Raw genomic sequence first — 19,534 nt, 5'->3', positions numbered from 1 at the left:
GGTATATACTCAATTAGTTATAGCTTTTCTATATGTTATGAAGCTAGTCTATCTTACCTATTCAATAGACAAAGTTAAAATAATAACAATATTTTTTAATTGTTAACATGAACAATTATTAGTATTTAGTAAGGATTCATATATTAAAGTATATAAATCAAAAATTTAATAAAAATAATTCTTAAAATGTCGTAATGGATTAGTTATGAACTTTTTAGAGTAGAAAAAGATTATCAATACAAGGTACAATTATAGTAATTTGACTTATTTTCTCATTTCTAAGAGAGTTTTGTTCTAATAGGAGGATACCAATGACAAGGAAAAGCGAAGCAAGAAATAAATATTTTATGCTTTCCTGTGCCATTGCTACATGGATTGGGGGCGCAAGTTTTCTAGTTCCGACTGTAGCACATGCAGAAGGGACTGTGTATGTTACAGCGAATCGTGCTCAAGAGGAAGCAAAATATAATTCACAGCAGATGCAAGTCATTACTAAAAAAGATATTGAAGCTAAACAAGCGAAATCAGCTGAGGATATCGTATTTAGTGAAACTGGTGTGAGTCGTACTGTAGATGCTATGGGTCGAGTTGGTGTATCTATTCGTGGTGCAGAACCTCGTCATACATTAATTTTGGTAGATGGTCAGCCTGTGATGGGTGATTTGGCGAAATACCAAGGGTGCAGGCGATGAATTGCAACGTTTAGGAACAGAAAATCTAGACCATATTGAAATCGTACAAGGTGCTGCTAGTGCAAAATATGGCTCTGATGCTATGGGTGGTGTTATTAACGTTATCACGAATAAACCACGCAATAAAGCAGGTTTACAATTTAACTTTGAGGGTATTCGTGAAAAAGGGAATAGCGATATTCTACCTTTTAATAATGTATTTGTGCGAGCTGACTCTGGTAAAATCGGTAAGGTTAAAGTGAATATCTTCGGTAGCAAACGAGATATTATGCCAATCTATGCTAGTGAAAGTCCTAGACAATCTGCACTAGGAGCTGATGATACTGTTGATCATGGATTCCTAAAAAATTCTTTACGGTATTATGGTACAAATGCCAATGTAGGTGTAGCTAGTATTATAGATGTGAAAGATAATCAAACGATCAGTATGAAGCTAGATCGTTATCGTGAAGATTTAGAGCGCTATGTGAAAAATAGTGATTCTTTCATGGTGCCACAAATGCACTATAAACGTGACCTAAATCGTAATACAATGAATTTGACCTATGAAGGTAGAGACGATGTTTCCAATTGGAAAGCGGAAGTTAACTATACTCGTACCAATGAAAACGATTTAACGTTGAGCAGTGACTATGGAAAAAGTACCTATGAAGGTAAAAACACTTTAGAATACACAGATAATATTGACCACAGACAATGGAATTTTGGAGTTTCTGGAGATATCCAAGCTAACGATAATCACCTAGTATCCTATGGTGTTGGTATGTCTCGTGAAACAGGTACAGGTAGCCGTTTGAAAAATGCACCGCATACCTATGTGCGTGATATAGATCCATGGGATTATGATAAGAGCTTATCTGTAGATCGTAATGGTAATCCAAAATCTAATATTTATGACTATTCTTTCAGTAAAGGCAAAGATGGCATTATCGAACGAAATAAGGAAAAAGAGTGGTACAACACAGATAAATCCAATCCAAACAGTAAAGTACCTGAGTTTACCTATGAAGATTTCTTGAATTATAAAGAGAAGTTGACGGAAGGAGATCCGGCAAACTCTCAAGCTTGGATTTTTGGAACAACAGATAATACATTAAAGAAAAAATATCCTGAAGCTTATGCCAAATATATGGAGTTTGCTGCCACATTAATGGCGGAAAATAAAGCAGCCATTGATGAAAATAATGCGACAGCAACTAGTTGGAGAGATAGAATTTATAGCTCTGATGTAGAAAAATTACCATTGTATTATTATGATAAAACAGTACATCCTAAACTCAGTGCTATCATCAAATTAAATGGTGCAACTTTCAAAGAAGAAGAGAACAAGCGTATTAATAAACAAACGGTTGGTACTGGTACTATTAATAAACAATACCTATTTGTGCAAGATACATGGCAGTTAAATAAAAATACGATGTTAACTCCAATTGCACGTTTAGATCATAGTAGCTTATTTGGTTCTAACGTATCTTTCAATATGGGTTTAACTCATAACTTGAATGGAAATACACATCGTCGTTTCAAAGCAAATGTAGGTAGTAGCTATGTAGAACCAGGGATGGGTGAGTTATTTTATAACTGGGAAATGTTCCCATCCCATATAACAGCGTTTAGTTTAAATGGGGGTCAAGCACGATTAGGTTGGTACTGGCAAGGAAATCCTAACTTAAAACCAGAGAAATCTTTAAATTTTGATGTCTCTATTGAAGGGGAAAATAAAAATACTTACAGTAAATTGACTGTATTTAGAAATAATATTAAAAACTATATTACTGCTTATAATACAGGCCATGTGTTAGATTTCCACACAGATTTGAACGAAAATACTGAACGTGGTATCTATAAATTCTTATATGCACCAGATATGGTTTACAGCTTTAAAAACATTGGTAAAGCTGAAATTACTGGTCTTGAATGGGAATTGAAACAAAAACTTTCCAATAAATGGAAAGCTCGTTTTGGATATACATTCTTGCATGCTGTGAATAAGAGTAATCCAGATATGCCACGTCAATTGTTAGATAAACCGACTCACAAAATTGGTATCGGCGTGGATTACGAAGATGAAAAAACTGGTTGGTCTGGTAGCCTTTGGAGTGACTATTACATTAATATGTTAGATAGTAACTCCGTATCTGGCGGTGGCGGATATATGACGTCTGGTACAGCCTATGAAAGAGATCCAATTACAAAAGCTATTGTACTTGATCCTGTTACAAGAAAAGCTAAGAAAATAGAAGGTAAATCTGAAATTTCCTACTCTGGATCTGACCGTCGTACTAGCGATATGTATGAACGTAAAACATATGGCATTTGGAATATGATCGTTCAAAAGAAAATCAATAAAGATTCCCGTGTATACTTTGGTATTAACAACTTATTCAACCATCGAGATGATGATCGTGCTTTGTCTACTCGACAATTCCGTATGGGTATTAATTTAAAATTTGGTGCGGATGCGACTACAGATAAGAGTCAACCAAATATGGCGAAAGTGGAAGTGAAAACACAAGTGGTAGACCATTTGAATACTTTCATTCATCGTGACTTTAATGTAGATAAAAAAGCCGGCGTTGAGGTTGTTGGTGATTTTAGAAATCGTTGGGATAGCCATTTAGGCTTTGACCGCCCAACTAGTCGTGTAACAGCTACAAGCTATATTGAGGATGATGCAGCAGATAACCTTCGTGATGAAAATAACCATGGCATCACATCTCGAGTAAGAGCCGGTATTGATGCACGTATTGGCAAAGATGTAGATGTACGCGTGATAGCTAGTGCCAGTGGTCAACGTGGTGTAGATACTGATCACCAATTAAAAGTGACAAAAGGATTCAATCATCAACGTATTGATGAAGCGACAGTCACTAAACATACCAATAAATGGGACTTAACAGCTGGCCGTATGACGGAACCAATGGGGGTCACAGGATATTGGTTTGGTAAAGAATATGATGGTGTTCGCGGTGTTTGGACAAATGATACAAAACAAGTTCGTGTGGGCTACGGTGATTTCTCACATAGCACAGGTGTAACAGATTCTGCCTATACACATGCGATTTATAACTCGTTTAAACGAGCTCCAACTGTTGATGAATTTATGGGAGTTAAAACTAGCTCAGGTGGCGGTAATGAAGAACTTAATATTGAAAATGCTGGAGATACCATTGGATTCCATAAACAGTTAGAGGTTATAAAAGAAGCCGAGAAAAAAGCAGTAGAAGCAGCTACAGATGTTATTAATAATGCGGGAGAAGAAATAAACTCTAAAATTGATGAGATAACTAATGAATTAAATACATTTAAAGAATCTAATGCTTACAAGGAATATAACGATAAAAAAGTTGATTTAGAGACTAAGATTAATAAGCTTAACGATGACATTGAAGTGGGAGACCCAGAAGGAGATCCTGAGTGGGGAGGAAAACCACTACCTGAAGATGAATACAATGCATTGCTTGAAAAAAGAACGGAATTAGTTAAAGAGCAGTCAGATTTAAAAGTAAAATATAAATCTGTGATTGATGAAGAAAATAGATTTATAAGTAAACGTAATGATTTAGAGAATAGTAAAGAAGATAGTAAAGAAGCGAAAAGAAATGAAATACGTAAGCCATTTATAGATAAACAATTTGAAGTTTTAAAACGAATGACTGATTTAGCTAATCAAGGATATAGTGGTGCTTTATCAGAAAAAAATAAACTTAGAATTGAGATTCCTGAAGTCAAATTACCAGTATTAGAAAATGGCAATATAGATGAAAAAGTTTCTGTGGATCCAACTGGGTACTTAAGTGATAAAGATAAAGCATTATTTGATATACCATTAAATACTCCAGGGTTATTAGACAATGGTGGTATTACATATCTGACAAAATGGTTTGATACTAATAAAGATAAAATAGCTACTATTTATAAATCAGCTACAAATAAATCTATAGTACTTGATGATCAAGCGATTAGTAACTTAAAAGAGCGTTTTATTTATGAAAACATTTATAAAGCTCATTCTGGTCAACGAGGTTTGTTAACAGGAACTTCTAATACATATTCAAGAATGGTAGTATCATTTTTTGATAATATGAGAAAAACTTTAACAGAAGCTGACCACTATAGTAAACTTCCTCGTGAAGCCTTAGGTAATGCGACAGGTAAAGTGATTCCAACAGAGGGTGTTGTCATCCAACGTGATGTAATTCCTGCGGTTAAACGTGCTGGTTTTATCCAATATCGTCAACAAGTAAATAATAAATTAGGTGTCACAGCTTGGTACTTACGCTCTACAGGCCATGAAAATCATACTGTACATTATACAAGCGATAACGGAAATGAGTCTCGCAGCTTTGGTCGTTTAGCGAATGTATTTGGTTTAGGCTTAAAATACCAAGTTGGTGATAATACAGCTGTATCTTTCGACTATGGTCAAAATAGAACTGACTTCGGTCGCTATATGAATGGTGGAAGTATCTATCAATCTACAGCAGGTAAAGTATATGATAATCCAGCAGGTAATCCTCAATTTGAATTAAAAGGTCATAGAACAGGTGGTACTCCACACTTCTGGGCACTTCGTTTCGATGTAGGCCAATCTGATTACTACCGTCCTGGCAGCTGGAATGCATTTATTGATTACAAATACTTCGGACATGGTGCTTTCTTAGGTGGTAATGGCACAGGTGCTGTACCAGATCGTTACTTAGATGGTATTCGTAGCTTCACATTAGGTGGTGGCTATGTACCAGCGAAAGATTTCTTAGTAGAAGCATTCTACACATTCGATGCAAAAGGTATTGGACAACGTGATACATTATACGGTGGAGAAAACTTTAAATTAGGTAACTACACTCGTATCCAAGGTACGTACAAGTTCTAAGATAAAGGAATAGAAATCTTATAGATATTGCACTATGTCTGTGTATAACTACATAGGAAGATAGGCTGGCATTCCGTACATAATGATATACTATAGAGGATAGTTAACGATGCAAGTTAGCTATCCTCTATTACCATGCTATGTGCACTAGTATGGGAACAAAGGATTGCGATCTATCTAATGGTATGGGTCATTCTCTGTGTATCCCAAATTATATTGTGATATAATAACTACATTGCGATTAAAGATTGTATTGAGATGCAAAGATTTTCTATCATAGAATGAAAATTACATCGGAATGCAAAAAGTAATTTATTTAAAATGAAGATTGCAATCAAATGCAATCTTAGTTAAAATTATAATAAAGATTGCATTGCAATGTATTTTTGCAACATGCTGAGAGTATGGATAACGCTTTCATTGTATTGAAGGGTATCACAAATGATAGAGGAGTAGACATGAAGCTAATTAATAGGGAAAAGTACATACAGTTTCTGAGAAATCACAGAGAAAAACGCGTTATAAAAATTGTGTCTGGCGTGCGCAGATGTGGTAAATCAACTCTATTTTATCTCTTTCAACAAGAGTTACTACAAGAAGGGGTAAAAGAAAATCAAATCATCGCCATTAACTTTGAAGATTTGGAATACAGGGACTTAACGGATTATATACAGTTGTATGAATACATAAAGTCCAAAATAATTCCTAATCAACAAATGTATATATTTTTGGATGAGGTCCAACATGTGCAAGGGTTCGAACGTGTGGTAGATAGTTTCTATATTAAAGATAATGTAGATATCTATATTACAGGATCTAATGCGTACTTTATGTCTTCAGAAATGGCTACCTTATTAGCGGGTCGGTATGTTCAGTTGGATATGTTACCTTTATCATTTAAAGAGTTTTTTGAAGCACATAAAGATACAACCAATCTATCTTTGAATGGTTTGTATCGCCTCTTTGTAGAGGTAAGTGGTTTCCCAGGGACATTAGAATATTCTGGACATGATGAAATGCTACGTACCTATTTAGAAGGTATAGTTAATTCTGTAGTGCTGAAAGATGTTATGACGCGTTTAAAGGGGAGCGATATTTTAATATTAGAAAGTATTATTCGGTATATTGCTGCCAATGTGGGAAGCTTATTAACGCCTAAAAAGATAGCTGATTCTCTTACTAGTATGGGTAGAAAGGTAGATAGCCGTACTGTAGAAAGGTATATGGCAGCCCTGCGAGATGCATTATTAATTTATGAAGCTACTAGATTTGATGTGCGGGGGAAAGAACTACTTAGACTATACTCTAAATTTTATTTAGTGGATCCGGGATTACGAGCGTTTTTCGTGCCTAACACGGGACGAGATACAGGCCATATACTTGAGAATGTGGTGTATTTAGAATTATTACGCCGAGGCTATACGGTCCATGTAGGTATCCTAAAAAATGGTGAAATCGATTTTGTAGCTCAGAAACATGGAGTATTTGAGTATTATCAAGTGAGTCAAAGTGTGTTAGATCCTACTACTTTAGATAGAGAACTAGCTCCCTTATTTGAGGTGAAAGATTATCATCCTAAATTTTTGCTTACCTTGGATGAGATTAATAGCAATGCATCCTATGAGGGAATACAACAAAAAAATGCGCTGGAATGGCTGTTGGAATAGTTTTTTTAGTATTGAGTAAACGTACTAAAATATATGTTATATAGGGGTGACAAGTGAAAGAAGAAATAAAAAAAGAAGTGCAAGAATCAACGGGTGTGATTCGTTATATTTGGATTGTACTGGGTGCTATAAGCTTTGCCTTAGGGTCCTTGGGAATCGTATTGCCTTTATTGCCGACGGTACCGTTTTATTTGTTTGCTGTATTTTGTTTTGCTAGAGGTTCTAAACGATTCCATGAGAAGTTTGTAAACTCTAAACTGTATGCAAACTATGTAGAACCATTTAAAAATAAAAGTGGCATGCCATTGCGTACTAAGATTAATATTTTAGTGTCTGTGTCTATTTTATTAGGTATTGGTGCTTACGGTATGCGCAATATGCCAGTAGCCTTATATGTTATGGGTGCAGTATGGATAGGTCATGTCATTGCCCTTGCATTTATTGTGAAAACAGCACCAGCAGAAGCTAAATAGAAATCTGATTGATATACATAGTATTAATCAATTGAAATATAAAAGAGCCAGATTATGGAGTGAAAGACTTCATAATTTGGCTTTTATTATAAGGTTCCATATGGTATAGTGTTATCGATTATATTTACTTTAGTAATAGACAAGACTGAGTATAATAGTAGTATCTTAAAAACTTTATTTGGATATGTAATATGTCTAAATGCATATATCATGAGGAGGTATAGATGACTAAAAAACTAACAAGTAGTCCAATACAAATTAATACCTGTGCCATTTGCGTTCCTATTGTAGGACCGACGGTAGAAGATATACTTTCACAGGTACAAGAGGCAGTGCAAGCAAAAGTGGACCTTATTGAGCTGCGCCCAGATATGTGGATGAAGGGTTCTCATCTACATGAAGAAGAGTACATACCAACAATAGTAAACTTGGTAGAAGAAGTGCACTCCAGATATGAAAAAATGTCGATATTGTTTACATGGCGCACCTTAGCTGAGGGTGGAGAAACGCTCTTGAGTAACGAAAATTACTGTAACTTATTACAAGCAATTGTGGATCAAAATCTAGTTGATGCGGTGGATGTGGAATTATTTACTTATACAGATACGATCGGTCAAATTATCAAACAAGCTCATCATCAAAACATACAAACGGTGATGAGTTATCATAACTTTCAAAGTACACAAAAACTAGAAACACTGCATGGCTATGCAGAACGTATGATATCTGCAGGAGCCTCAGCAATTAAGTTTGCATTGATGCCAACAACGAGTGATGATGTACTTTCAGTATTACAATTTACAAAAGAATTAACGGAACGGTATCCACAGTTGCCACGTATTACTATGTCTATGGGAAAGTTAGGACAGATGACACGGACCTGTGGCAATGTGTTTGGTAATTGCTTGACCTTTGGCACACTTGGACAAGCATCGGCACCGGGTCAGGTAGACGTTAATCTATTACAACAATTATTGTACTGAGTATATTGTCAATTTATAGTAGACAAATGTTTTTTATTGTGCTAGTATAGTTACATAATTTAATACTCGCCTAACAAACCGATGAGGTGGAGATAAAAATAGAACGTGCACTTCCAGAGAGTGGGGGTAGCTGAGAGCCCCGCAGAACGCAGTCTATTAAATGGACCACCGAGGGTATGGGGAACGGACAATGTGTCTTAGTATAGCATAACGTGTCATGAGCGTTAATCGTGAGGGATATGATAGTATCCTGCAAAGGGGAATGCATGCATTCAAACAAGGTGGTACCGCGATTTATATGAATCTTTCTGCGCAGTAGTGCAGTTATTTGGCATATGAACTCGTCCTTGACAGTTACGTCTAGGGCGAGTTTTTTTATTGCAGGAGGACTTATGAAACCATCAATAGAAACGGTAAAACAATTAGGACAGGGATTTGATATCGTACCGGTTTACGTGGAATTATTATCGGATATACGCACACCTATTTCTGTACTGAAAGCTTTAAAAAAGGTGAGCGCTCATACATTCTTATTGGAAAGTGCAGATAACACCCATCACTGGGGGCGATATTCCTTCTTAGGATATAATCCATTGTTAGAAGTCACATGTAAAAACCATACTATGACGATCAAGGGCGATATGACACGTACTTTCACATGTCATAACCCTGCGGAAGAGATTCGAAATATATTGGGTCAATATAAAAGCCCTAGGGTAGAAGAATTGCCAACTTTCACAGGTGGATTTGTAGGATACTTTGCCTATGAATACATTCGATACCTAGAACCTACCTTGGATCAACACATCAGTGATACAGACACGAGCATGGTTAACGATGTGGACCTTATGCTCTTTGATAAAGTCATTGCGTTCGACCATTATAAAAATAAAATCTATATCATCGGTCATGTACGTACAGACGATATTGAACGTAATTACGAGCGTACCCAATTGGAATTGCAAGCCTTAGCAGACCTAGTGAAAGAAGGCGAAGAGGCTCAAATCGAGCGAGGTGTATTAGAAAGTGAATTCACCTCGGAGTTTACTTCCGAAGAATACCAAGAAGTAGTACGAAAAACACAACATTACATCACGGAAGGAGATATCTTTCAAGCCGTCGTATCCAATCGTAGAGAAGCAAAATTCAAAGGAAGTTTACTCAATGCTTATCGTGTACTAAGAACGATGAATCCATCTCCGTATATGTTCTATATGAGTGGTAAGTCTGTAGAATTAACGGGAGCTTCACCGGAAACATTGGTGAAATTGCAAGATAGAAGCGTCTATACATTCCCAATTGCGGGTACACTGCCACGGGGCAAGAATGAAGAGGAAGATAGAGCGCAAGAGGCTAAGTTAAGCAAAGATGAAAAAGAATTAGCAGAACATAATATGCTCGTCGATTTAGGACGTAACGACATTGGTAAAGTCTGTGAGTTCGGGTCCGTCCAAGTAGAAGCGTTACATCAATTACAACGGTTCTCTCACGTGATTCATTTAACGAGTACTGTGAAAGGAACATTAAGAGAAGAGTTTGATGCCTTAGATGCTATCGGTGCTACTTTACCGGCAGGCACTTTATCGGGGGCTCCTAAAATTCGTGCCATTCAGATTTTACAAGAATTAGAGAAAAGTCCTCGTGGTGTCTACGGTGGTGCTGTAGGATACTTAGATTTCTCCGGAAATATGGATGTGTGTATTGGTATCCGCATGGCCATGGCAAAAGATGGTCGGGTATTCGTTCGTTCCGGCGGTGGCATTGTGCGAGATAGTGTGCCTGTGAATGAGTATAATGAAACTATCCACAAAGCACAATCTATGGTAACGGCTATCACATTGGCACAGGAGGTGTAACATGGTATTACTTATCGATCATTACGATAGTTTCTCTTTTAACATTTATCAATTAATTGGCTCGCTAGTAAAAGATATTAAGGTAATCCGCAGTGATGAAATGACAGTGAAAGAAATTCAAGAGCTTTCACCTGAGTGCGTCATCCTTTCACCAGGCACGGGCAGACCAAAAGATGCAGGTGTGTATGAAGAATTGCTGGAAATATGCCAAGGTGAGTTTCCTATCTTGGGCATTTGCTTGGGCCATCAAGCCATGGGCGAAGTGTTCGGCGCCACTGTGGGATATGCGAAAGAAGTCATGCATGGCAAACAAAGCGTAGCTACCCAATGTTATCCATCCATATTATGGAAAGATATTCCTCAAGAGTTCCCCGTAGCGCGGTATCATTCCTTAGCAGTTTTGGAAGATACCCTAGGAGATGAACTAGTAGTAACGGCTCGTACGGAAGATGGAGAAATCATGGCCATGGAACATAGAACACATCCGATTTACGGAGTGCAATTCCATCCAGAGTCTATTTTGACACCGCAAGGAACACAAATGGTTAAGAATTTCTTGGAATATCATAAGATTATATAAGGGAGAGATAGAGTATGATTCAACAAGCAATACGCCTCGTCACAGAGGGTCAAGATATGCCGTATGAAGTGGCAAAAGCAACGATGAATGCGATTATGAGTGGAGACGTACAGGAAGTGCCTATGGCAGCCTTTTTAGGGGGCTTACAAGCGAAAGGACCTAGCGTGACAGAGATTACAGCCTTTGCTGAAGTGATGCGAGAAAAAGCAGGGTCCGTACCACATGACAATACAGTGGTAGAAATCGTAGGTACCGGTGGCGATGGCAGTAGTACTTTCAACATTTCTACCACATCTGCTATCCTATTAGCTGCAGCGGGTATCCCTATCGCCAAACATGGGAATCGTAGTGTATCTAGTAAATGTGGTGCCGCTGATGTGCTAGAAGCATTGGGAGTGAAATTGGAACTCAATGGAGAGCAAAATAAAAAGGTCTTAGAGGAAGCGAATATTTGCTTTATGTTTGCCCCTGTGTACCATGAAGCTATGAAATATGCTGGACCTGTACGAAAAGCTATGGGTGTTAGAACAGTATTTAATATTTTAGGGCCTTTGGCAAACCCTGCAGGTGCTACGGTAGAGCTTATGGGTGTGTACGATCGGTCCTTAGTGGAACCATTGGCACAGGTCTTGTCTAACTTAGGTGTGCATCGTGGTGCCGTGGTGTATGGTAGTGACGGACTTGATGAAATTACTGCCACAGGGACTACGACAGTATGTGAAATTGACCATGGCGAGTTCAAGACCTATGAACTAGATCCAAAGGATTATGGATTCACTTATGCTACAGCAGATGAACTTGTGGGCGGTGATGCACAGGTGAATGCTGAGATTACACGTACATTACTAGAAGGAAAAGATAGAAGTGGTCGTGCTACTGCAGTGATACTTAATGCGGGTATGGCATACTATTTAGCCAAAGAGGGAGAAGTAACCTTAGAGAATGCTTTTAAAACGGTGCAAGAGTTATTGTATTCGGGTGCTGGAGCAAAGGCACTTTCAAAATTTGTAAAAGCATCACAAAATGCTTAATAGTAGGATAGAAATAGAAATAGTTATGATATTAGATAAGATTGTAGCAGCTACTGAAAAACGGGTCTGTGACGCAAAAGCTAATTTACCCTTGTCAGAGTTGCAACAGCAAGTAGAAAGAATGCCTATTACGAAGGACTTTCCTTTTGAACAGGCATTACAAGAATTAGATTTTAATTTTATATGTGAAGTGAAAAAAGCGTCTCCATCAAAAGGGATAATTGCAGAAGATTTTCCCTATTTAGAGATAGCCAAGGAGTACGAAATGGCAGGGGCGGCTGCTATTTCCGTGTTGACAGAACCAGATTTCTTTTTAGGTAGCCCGCAATATTTACAAGAAATTGCTGAAGTGGTACAGATTCCTGTATTACGGAAGGACTTTATTATCGATGAATATCAAATCTATGAAGTAAAATTGTGGGGTGCCTCAGCTATATTACTCATAGCCGCTATCTTGAATGATGAAACAATGGCATGCTTTCATAAGTTGGCAGATAGTTTGGGTCTATCTTGTTTGGTAGAAGCTCACGATGAAACGGAAGTATTGCGAGCAGTGAATATAGGGGCCCGCATCATTGGGGTCAATAACCGAAATTTAAAAGATTTTACGGTGGACGTGAACAATAGCATTCGCCTACGAAAGCTAGTGGATGATTCAGTGATTTTCGTTTCTGAAAGTGGCCTAGATACAGCCGCAGATATCCAACGGTTACGAGACAACAAGATTCACGCTGCACTCATGGGTGAAAGCTTTATGCGATCTAAGGATAAAGTTGCTAAATTAGCTGAATTGTATGGATCTATCAGACCGAAATGTTTTATACATAATAATACAGAACGAGGCAGGTTCAGAACAGAAGATACATCTTGCATAGAGGTACCAAGTGCACCAACAGTAGATGAAGCTACTCAATCTAGCTATGAGGTAAAGGTCAAATTTTGTGGCATAACCCAAGAAGATACAGTTCCTGTATTAATGGAGACACAACCAGACTATGTGGGGTTCATCTTTGCACCCAGCAAACGACAAGTGACGGTAGAACAAGCCAAATCCATTACGAGAAGCTTGCAAGATAGCGTACACACTACAAGCGGTAACAAATGCTGCTCACGGGTAGGCGTATTTGTGAATGAAACGATACCTACTATTGTAGAGATTGCAAAGGCAGTACCACTTTCAGTAGTGCAATTACATGGAGATGAAACTGTAACATATATTGAAACATTACGGAGCCAATTACAGGAAGAACAATTAGAATCCATTGAGATTTGGAAAGCTATACAAGTGCAAGGTAAAGAAGATATCTTGCCATGGAAACAAGCTCCCATCGATGGACTGGTGGTAGATGCCTATTCAAAGGAAGAACGTGGAGGCACCGGTAAGACTATCGATTGGTCATTACTTGATGAGGTGCAAGTTCCATACTACCTAGCAGGCGGTATAGGACTACACAATGTAGCTCGTGCTATTCGTCGACTGCAGCCCTATGGACTTGATATGAGTAGTAGCTTAGAAACAAATGGACAAAAAGATGTGAGGAAAATAAAATCTATGGCACAGATTATTAAGACGGTAACAAATATATGCTAAGAAAATGAAAACTATGGAACAGATCGTTAAGATAGTAACAAACAGATAAGGAGATAGACTATGACAACACATCGCCATGGCTATTTTGGTGAATTTGGTGGACAATTCATGCCAGAAACACTAATGAATGCCATCATTGAACTGGAAGCAGCCTATGAAATGTATAAAAATGATCCTGAATTTATTAAAGAATTAGAAGATTTACATGTGTCCTATACCGGACGTCCGTCCCTACTATATTTTGCAGAACAAATGACAAAAGATTTGGGAGGAGCTAAAATTTACTTAAAACGGGAAGACTTAAATCATACAGGGTCCCACAAATTAAATAATGTGTTAGGTCAAATGTTATTGGCTAAGCGAATGGGTAAAACGAGAGTGATTGCAGAAACGGGTGCCGGTCAACATGGTGTAGCCACTGCTACAGTGGCGGCGTTAATGGGCATGGAATGTGAAATTTTCATGGGCCAAGAAGACTGTGAGAGACAAGCTTTAAATGTATACCGGATGGAACTATTAGGTGCTAAGGTGCATCCGGTTACTTCTGGAACAGGTACTCTGAAAGATGCTGTATCTGAAACGATGCGAGAATGGACCAATCGAATGGCAGACACCCACTATGTGTTAGGATCTGTTATGGGGGCTCATCCGTTCCCTATGATGGTACGTGACTTTCAGTCCATTATCAGTCGGGAAGCAAGAGCTCAAATTTTAGAAAAAGAAGGTAAATTACCTGTTGCCGTATTAGCTTGTGTTGGTGGCGGTAGTAATGCCATTGGTATGTTCTATCACTTCATTCCGGATGAAGGTGTACAACTCATCGGTTGTGAAGCGGCTGGCAAAGGTATCAATACAGAAGAACATGCGGCGACTATGACAAAAGGTACAGTAGGTATTTTCCATGGTATGAAATCTTACTTCTGTCAAAATTCCTATGGACAAATCGCACCTGTATTTTCTATTTCAGCAGGTTTAGATTATCCAGGAATAGGTCCAGAGCATGCCTATTTACATGACAGTGGCCGTGCTCAATATGTGCCCATAACAGACGATGAGGCAGTGGATGCTTTTGAATATCTGTCTCGTATGGAGGGCATTATTCCAGCTATTGAAAGTGCTCATGCCGTAGCCCATGCTATGCGATTGGCACCTACGTTAGGTCCTGATGAAAGTATCATCATTTGCTTATCTGGACGTGGTGATAAGGACGTAGCAGCTATGGCGAGATACAGAGGGGTGAACTTACATGAATAAGATAACAATAGCAGAGGCTTTCAGCAAGAAAGCATTTATCCCTTTCATTACAGCTGGTGACCAAGGGATTGCTACTACAGAGAAATACATTCGTACTATGGCGAAGGCGGGGGCCAGTTTGATTGAAATTGGCATTCCTTTTTCAGACCCTGTAGCAGAAGGCCCTGTCATTCAAGATGCCAGTGAGCGCGCTCTATCCACAGGTATTACAACAGATGATATCTTTGATATGGTAAAACGTTCGCGCACCGGTACAGAGCCGTTGACCATACCACTTGTGTTCATGACCTATCTGAACCCTATCTATGTGTATGGTGTTGAAAGCTTTATGACACGCTGTGAAGAAGTGGGTATCCAAGGTGTCATTGTGCCAGATTGTCCGTTGGAAGAAAAACAAGAACTAGCCCACCAAGCAAAAACTCATGGCATTGCTGTCATTTCATTAATTGCACCTACTTCAGAGCAACGAATTGAGGAGATTGCTAGTCAAGCAGAAGGCTTTGTGTATTGTGTGTCATCTCTTGGTGTAACAGGTATGCGCAGTGATATCAAAACAGATATTGCTAGCATCGTACAACAGATTCGCCAATACACAGATGTTCCTGTAGCCGTTGGCTTTGGTATTTCCACGCCGGAACAAGCAAAGGCGATGGCCGCAGTATCTGACGGAGCCATCGTAGGCAGTGCCATTGTGAAACAAATTGGTGAATGGGGCGCTAATGGTGAAGAAGAACTATATCAGTACGTTCGTTCTATGGTAGAAGCTGTGGGTAACTAATAGTAATGTATTCTAAGGTAACTCCTATGTATGACAGACTTACTTGGTGATAGTATCCTTTATATCCTATTCTCTTATTTACGATGCCTCTTGAATAGCTGTGCAAGAAGTATATCTTGTGCAGCTGTTTTATATGTAAGAGAGTTAATTGCTTCTTCATGTATGTTTAAAGAATATAGTATGTAGTTCATAAAAATGTTATGGTAACATACATCAATATACGATATACTTAAGAATAGAATAATTCTTAAGAGGAGACATAGGGTATGGAAAAAACGAGTATTGGTGTTGGGCGAGCTGCATTACATGTTGCCATTTCTGAAAGCCGAGCTGAAGAGATGACATTGCGGAAAGAATTTGAATCTCTTGGGATTCGTAGCTGTGCTGTAGATTTTGGAGGACCTTTCACAGAGATTATTCCTAAAATTATTGAACGGGCCGTAGTAGCTGCGGAGCGACAAGAGTTGATTCTTGATAATCATGTTAGCAAAGGTGCTGTAGTAGGTGCTACGGCACAAGCCTTAGAACAACTTAAAAATAAATGTGTAGGCCTTAATGTAGGAGGAAAAGTAGGTATTGCACGAAGCCAAGAACATCTAAGTGTAGCGATTTATTTGGGCGTAGGTGTATTGCATTTAGACGAAATTGCTGTGGCTATGGCACATCGTGCTGTACCAAATCTGTAGAAGTGCTATAAATTTATTACTAGATTTGATATAATATTCTTTAGAGTGTATAGACAATAGCTAATCATTTTGGAGGTAACTATGAGTCAATTCGATTGGAAAGTATTAGATCGTAATTATGAAGATGTAATTTATGAAACATATAATGGGATTGCTAAAATTACAATTAATCGTCCAGAAGTGCGTAATGCATTCCGTCCCAAAACAGTGATGGAATTAATCGATGCGTTTACCATTGCTCGTGAAGATGCAGAAGTGGGCGTTATCATCTTGACTGGTGCTAATCATGGTCAAGGAGAAGATAAAGAAGCATTCTGTTCTGGTGGTGACCAACGTGTACGTGGAGATGGCGGTTATGTTGGGGATGACAAGATTCCTCGTCTAAACGTGTTAGATTTACAACATTTAATCCGTATTACTCCAAAACCTGTTATTGCTATGGTTAATGGTTTTGCTATTGGTGGTGGTCATGTATTACACATCGTATGCGACCTTTCTATTGCCTCTGAAAATGCAAAATTCGGTCAAACAGGTCCTCGTGTAGGTTCCTTTGATGCTGGTTATGGCGCTGGATACTTAGCGCGTTTAGTAGGCCATAAAAAAGCTCGTGAAATCTGGTTCTTATGCCGTCAATATTCTGCAAAAGAAGCCTTAGATATGGGTCTTGTGAATACAGTAGTGCCATTTGATCAATTAGAAGCAGAAACAGTAAAATGGTGTGAAGAAATTCTTCAATTATCTCCAATGGCACTTCGTTTCTTGAAAGCTTCCTTCAATGCGGATACAGATGGTTTAGCTGGGTTACAACAATTTGCAGGGGATGCGACTTTATTGTTCTATACAACTGATGAAGGTAAAGAAGGTCGCGATGCATTTAAAGAAAAACGTAAACCTAATTTCAAACAGTTCCCTAAATTCCCTTAATGGATTAGGCTATGAAGTGGTTATATGAACGAGCACACACCCATAGAGATAGGCTTTTCTTAAATAAATATTCTTATGGTGATGTGTTTACTCTAACAATAGCTACAGCAAAACGACTCGCTCCTCATCTTCGAGGGGAGAGTCGTATTGCTTTATGGGCTGAAAATTCAGTATCCATGGCGATACACCTATTTGCTCTATCTGCATTGGGTATAGAAACAGTGTTGCTGAATACGAATCTGACTGAACGAGAAGTGACAGAACAGATGGAAAGTACGGGAGTTCGCACCTTATTGATGTCAGAAAAAATAACACAGATATTGCGTACACAGAAGGGAGCCTGTGACATAGAGATCACAGATGTTTCTACTTATGAGCATAGCCATAGTCAAGTGAACCGACAGTATTTGTACTTTTCTACATGCATAGACACTGATTTCAATGCTATTTCTCCTTTGCATGATGACGGAGATGTTAGGAATGAAAGTACTACTGGTGTAAAATATGCATCTATCAAAATAGATGATGAAGAAAACCCTAGTTTGGACTCTTTTAGAAATAGATGTAATCAGCTGGGTGATGTTGAAGATTCTACAGATTGTGAGAGTAATCTAAACTGGAATCCATCTGATGAAAAAGTATTTTGCATCATTAATACCAGTGCTACAACAGGCAAATTCAAATCAGTCCCTGTGCGGTGGTCACAGATTAAGGCTCATGTGAAAGCTTCTGCCAATGTGCTTGGCGTGGAGAAAGATGACAATTGGCTTGTGGTGCTCCCTATGTTCCATGTCAGCGGCTTATCTATTATTTTGCGTACCTTGTACAATGGCACAAGAGCGACGATTCGTGAAAAGTTCTCGGAACAAGTCGTACTAGAGGCATTGAAAACAGATGAAGTCACCATGGTATCTTTGGTGCCTACAGTATTACAACGCATAGTAGAACGGATACAAGCACCAACTTTACGGGCTATCTTACTAGGTGGCGAGTTTATTCCTATGCCACTCTTACAAGAGTGCGTACAACGAAATTTACCCGTCTATAAGACATACGGCATGTCAGAAACTTTTGCTCAAAGTACTACCTTTAGTATACAGGAGTATCCGAATAAATTAGCCTCTGTGGGATATCCTTTACAGGGTGTTACCATTGAAATTCGAAATCCCGATGAAGAAGGAGTAGGAGAAGTGTGGCTTTCATCCCCGATGCTGATGAAAGGATACCTTAATAAAGAACCTATTAAAGGAGCTTTTAATACAGATGACATTGGTTACGTAGATGAAGATGGATTTTTATTTCTTCTCAATCGTAGGAAAGATATTATCATTTCTGGTGGAGAAAATATTTATCCTAAGGAAATCGAGGATGTCTTATACGGAATGGACGGTATTTTAGAATGTGCAGTCATCCCGGTGTCAGATCCTAAGTGGGGACAAGTGCCAGTGTTGTGCGTAGTAACAAATCGTTCCGAAGAAGATATATCACAATATCTACTCAGTCGTTTAGCGAAGTATAAAGTACCGAAACGAATGATATATTTTGATGCATTACCGAAAAATAGTATGGGGAAAATATTGCGACAAGACTTGATTCACACAGTAGAAAGGACATAGTATGAAGGAAACCTCTTTATTAGAACAATTACAGATAGAGACATTTCACTGTACTGAACAGGCCTTTCAAAGTACTATGAAGCTTTCATCGTTTCATGCACAACCCTTTGGATTCGTTAACGGTGGCGTGTATTTAGCCTATGGAGAAGCATTAGCAGGCATGGCATCTAATGCTATATTGGCACAAGAATCAACATCGAGCAATAAAAGCGTGGACTTAGATTCGTCTGAACAAAAAGTAGCTGTAGGTCAATCGATAACAGCTAATCATGTGAAACCGAAACGATGTGAAGGATATGTGGTAGCACGTGGTCAATTATTACACAAAGGTGGTCGAAATCATGTATGGATGATTAATATCTTTGATGAAACAGATCGATTATTATCTCATATGACGGTGACAAATAGTATTATAAATATATAGTTAGAGCACCTAGCAATCCCGATAGTTATGATACATGTGCAAGATAAGACTTACCTTGACTGGTAAATAGTTGTTTGTAGGATATATAGAAAGGAGGTGCATA

General features: G+C 38.4%; 15 protein-coding genes. All 15 read left to right on the top strand.

Annotation, left to right across the window (positions count from 1 at the left end):
- Positions 1-311: 311 nt before the first annotated feature.
- The 15 genes from EO111_RS08455 (at position 312) to EO111_RS03065 (ending at position 19,431) form a co-directional block, all read left to right on the top strand.
- Entirely contained in the window at positions 312-692 is a 381-nt protein-coding gene (locus tag EO111_RS08455; protein WP_371413119.1) for a TonB-dependent receptor plug domain-containing protein, read from the top strand.
- Complete coding sequence (locus EO111_RS03130) at positions 658-5,568, top strand: TonB-dependent receptor domain-containing protein (protein WP_371413118.1); 4,911 nt, start codon at positions 658-660, stop codon at positions 5,566-5,568. Before EO111_RS08455 ends, EO111_RS03130 begins: the two co-directional genes overlap by 35 nt.
- Before the next feature lie 458 nt (positions 5,569-6,026).
- Positions 6,027-7,235: an ATP-binding protein gene (locus EO111_RS03125; RefSeq protein ID WP_126940355.1), complete on the top strand. Its 1,209-nt coding sequence runs from the start codon at positions 6,027-6,029 to the stop codon at positions 7,233-7,235.
- A gap of 53 nt (positions 7,236-7,288) precedes the next feature.
- Complete coding sequence (locus EO111_RS03120) at positions 7,289-7,708, top strand: YbaN family protein (protein WP_126940354.1); 420 nt, start codon at positions 7,289-7,291, stop codon at positions 7,706-7,708.
- 224 nt (positions 7,709-7,932) lie between these two features.
- Positions 7,933-8,691: a type I 3-dehydroquinate dehydratase gene (aroD, locus tag EO111_RS03115; protein ID WP_126940353.1), complete on the top strand. Its 759-nt coding sequence runs from the start codon at positions 7,933-7,935 to the stop codon at positions 8,689-8,691.
- Between the two features lie 392 nt (positions 8,692-9,083).
- Positions 9,084-10,547, top strand: coding sequence for an anthranilate synthase component I (gene trpE / locus EO111_RS03110; protein WP_127010701.1), 1,464 nt, complete (start codon positions 9,084-9,086; stop codon positions 10,545-10,547).
- A gap of 1 nt (position 10,548) precedes the next feature.
- Positions 10,549-11,127 (top strand): aminodeoxychorismate/anthranilate synthase component II, encoded by a 579-nt coding sequence (locus EO111_RS03105; RefSeq protein WP_062402605.1) that lies wholly within the window; start codon positions 10,549-10,551, stop codon positions 11,125-11,127.
- Positions 11,128-11,141: 14 nt separating this feature from the next.
- A complete protein-coding gene (gene trpD / locus EO111_RS03100) occupies positions 11,142-12,158 on the top strand; it encodes an anthranilate phosphoribosyltransferase (protein ID WP_127010699.1) in 1,017 nt (338 codons plus the stop codon).
- A 25-nt stretch (positions 12,159-12,183) separates the two neighbouring features.
- A complete protein-coding gene (gene trpC, locus EO111_RS03095; protein WP_127010697.1) occupies positions 12,184-13,749 on the top strand; it encodes an indole-3-glycerol phosphate synthase TrpC in 1,566 nt (521 codons plus the stop codon).
- Positions 13,750-13,809: 60 nt separating this feature from the next.
- Positions 13,810-15,003, top strand: coding sequence for a tryptophan synthase subunit beta (gene trpB, locus EO111_RS03090; RefSeq protein WP_127010695.1), 1,194 nt, complete (start codon positions 13,810-13,812; stop codon positions 15,001-15,003).
- Positions 14,996-15,781, top strand: coding sequence for a tryptophan synthase subunit alpha (gene trpA / locus EO111_RS03085; protein WP_127010693.1), 786 nt, complete (start codon positions 14,996-14,998; stop codon positions 15,779-15,781). Before trpB ends, trpA begins: the two co-directional genes overlap by 8 nt.
- A 266-nt stretch (positions 15,782-16,047) precedes the next feature.
- Entirely contained in the window at positions 16,048-16,467 is a 420-nt protein-coding gene (locus tag EO111_RS03080) for a HutP family protein (protein WP_009352769.1), read from the top strand.
- Between the two features lie 81 nt (positions 16,468-16,548).
- Positions 16,549-17,391, top strand: a complete 843-nt coding sequence (menB, locus tag EO111_RS03075; protein ID WP_009352753.1) for a 1,4-dihydroxy-2-naphthoyl-CoA synthase — start codon at positions 16,549-16,551, stop codon at positions 17,389-17,391.
- Positions 17,392-17,402: 11 nt separating this feature from the next.
- A complete protein-coding gene (menE, locus tag EO111_RS03070) occupies positions 17,403-19,007 on the top strand; it encodes an o-succinylbenzoate--CoA ligase (RefSeq protein ID WP_127010692.1) in 1,605 nt (534 codons plus the stop codon).
- A 1-nt stretch (position 19,008) separates the two neighbouring features.
- Positions 19,009-19,431, top strand: coding sequence for a PaaI family thioesterase (locus EO111_RS03065; RefSeq protein WP_127010690.1), 423 nt, complete (start codon positions 19,009-19,011; stop codon positions 19,429-19,431).
- The last annotated feature ends 103 nt before the right edge of the window (positions 19,432-19,534 follow it).

The organism is Veillonella sp. CHU594, from assembly GCF_003992265.1.
GTDB lineage: Bacteria > Bacillota > Negativicutes > Veillonellales > Veillonellaceae > F0422.
The sequence above is the reverse complement of the archived record's forward strand: the minus strand, read 5'-3'. Positions and strand labels throughout refer to the sequence as shown.